This window comes from Mycobacterium sp. (genome assembly GCF_036273375.1).
Lineage (GTDB): Bacteria > Actinomycetota > Actinomycetes > Mycobacteriales > Mycobacteriaceae > Mycobacterium.
The window spans coordinates 1-2,413 of the sequence record NZ_DASUHS010000101.1 but is presented as its reverse complement, the minus strand read 5'-3'; the positions used below and the strand labels follow the sequence as shown (position 1 = coordinate 2,413).

The following is a 2,413-nucleotide window of genomic DNA, read 5'->3' as shown; positions in this document are numbered from 1 at the left end:
CGACGGCCACGATGGCCTTGTCCACCACGGCGAGCCCGCCGGTGAAGTCACCGCTGTTGAGGAAGGTGCCAGCACGTTGCACGGCGGCAGTAGCGCTCAGCAGTGGTTGCTGATCGGCGGCCCAGGCTTGGCGGGTGGGAGCAAGGTCAACGAGATCCATCCAGCGGTGCCGGGCGGCCAGGTAGTAGGCGACACCGTAGATGTCAGCAAGCAGTGCCCAGCCCTCCGGGCTCGCCGCCGCGTGCGCATAGGTGGTAGCTCGCCGGAGCAGTCCGGGCAGCAAACGCAGTAGGCCGGCTAGGAGTGTCCTGAATAACGGCGTGTAGCGGGGACTTGGAACATGGTGGACGCGTCGGGTGTCTCAAGGCGGTCTGGCCGCGGGTTTCAACCGTGGTTGGATAGCGAGCTTGCCCGGCGCGTCATCGATCAGTGTCGGCTCGGTTGACGGTTGTGGGCAAGGGGCTGGGGCGAGGGCTGGCTCAGGTCAGGGCCCATGTGGTGCCGTTGTGGTGCAGGCCGAGGACGGTGAGGCGGCGCAGGTTGAGCGCGGCGGCGCGGTGGTGCAGCCAGTGGTCATTGCGGGTGACGTTGCGGTAGCGCAGCTTGCGGTTCCCGCGGACCAGCCAGGCGATGGAGCGTTCGACCATGGGCCGGTGTTGGCGGTAGACGCTCTGGAACTGCGGCGTCTCGGCTTGTCGGCGCGCTGCGCGCAGCAAGGCTTCGTGTTCGTGCAGGACCAACGCGCGGCCGTCTGCTCGGGTGGTGCACCGTGGCCGTAGTGGGCAGTCGCGGCAGGCGGCGCCGAAGGTGACGGTGCGGCGTGGGGTGATCGGACGGGTGAGCCCGTTGGGGCAGGTGACGGTGGCGGCGAGGTGGTCAGTCGTGAAGTCGTCGAGGGTGAATCCGCCGGGCACGGCCGGGCGCAGTGGCAGCGGTTTGATGACCGCGCGATGGCCGGCCTCGGCCAGCGCAGCGCGGGCATCGCCGGTGCCGTAAGCGGAATCGCCCAGCACCGTGACCGGTTGCGCCTCGTCATCGAGTAGCCCCAAGCCGACGACGGCGTCGTGGCTGTCGGCGCCAGCGGCTTTGGTGATCGCGCAGTCGGTGATGATCCCGGTGTCCGGCTCGATGGCGAGGTGGGCTTTGAACCCGTCCTGGCGGCGGTGCACCGTCTTGTGGGCGTGCCGTGCGTCGGTGTCGACGGTGGAGATGACCCGGTCCGGGGCGACCCGCTGCGCGATGCGCCAGCGACCGTCGGTGCCATCAGAACCCTCGACCGGTTCCACGTCCTGCCCGGCCACCAGGGCCAGCAACGCCACCGCCTCAGCCGCCTTGACGTCCAGTTCCTGCTCGGGCAGATACCCGAGCAACCGGTGCGCATCGCCGACGAGAGCGTCGATGAGCTGATCCCGGGCAGCCTTGTCGTTCCACGCGATCTTCGGCTTGCCCGGATCGGCGTAGTCATGCCCGGTGCAGTGCTGTGCGATCACGGCGGCCGCGCCGGGCACCTCACGGGCGGCGCGGCGGATCGCGGCGACCAGCTGGGTGACCGTGTCCTGGGTGGCGACCGCGTCATCGAGGACCGTGGAATCCAACGCCCGACGCGTCTTGCCCGCCAACACCCCAGTGGCCGCGACGACCTGACGGACCGCATCGAAGATCCGGTTCGGCCGGTCGCTGGCCGCGAGCCGGCGCCGCCAATAGGTCAACGTCGTCGCATGAAACGCCCCGGCCGTGACCGGCAGCCCGCACGCCGCCTTCCACCGCAGATCGAAGGTCACCGCATCGACCGTCTCGCTGTCCGAGAGCCCGTGCAGCGCCTGCAACGTGATCACCGCAGCCATCACATCAGCCGGAACCGACGGGCGACCCCGCCGAGTCGGGAACAGATCCACGAACAGCTCATCCGGGAACAACTCCCGCCGATGCGAGGCTAGGAACGCGAACACACTGTCCGGCTTGAGCAGATGCCCCGCCACCGACTCGACATCCATCAGCTCACGCTGATCATCAGAGTGACCCTGCATACCGAAGACCATCCCGAACCTCGAAGATCAACAGGTCGAGACGCGCGGATTATTCAGGGCTCTCCTAGCACCGCTTGGGCGAAGATGCTGTCTGCGCCGTCGGCGAGGCACGTCACCCCGACGAGATCGTGACCGTCATGGCTCGCGAGGGCGGCGCGTATTGCTGAGTCGATGAGAGTCGTCGTCGCAGGATTGAGCTCTCGGTGTCCGCTGATGCCCACTCGTGTCACAACTGTGTTCCCGTCGTCGTCACTAGAACTGTGAGGATTGGATGCGGTCGTCGAATTCGCGGATGCTCGGCTGTGCCGCTGGTCCTTTGAAGTGTCGACGGAATTGCCGTGCGCGATCAATGATCCGACCCGACTGGACTTCTCGGCCGAGGTCCA

General features: G+C 67.5%; 2 protein-coding genes. Both read right to left on the bottom strand.

The features are described 5' to 3' along the window. Positions 1-283, bottom strand: a 283-nt coding sequence (locus VFW69_RS09710) for a hypothetical protein (protein WP_526500569.1), incomplete at its 3' end; no start/stop codon positions are given. A 196-nt stretch (positions 284-479) separates the two neighbouring features. After that, positions 480-2,027: an IS1182 family transposase gene (locus VFW69_RS09705; protein WP_526500567.1), complete on the bottom strand. Its 1,548-nt coding sequence runs from the start codon at positions 2,025-2,027 to the stop codon at positions 480-482. Positions 2,028-2,413: the final 386 nt, after the last annotated feature.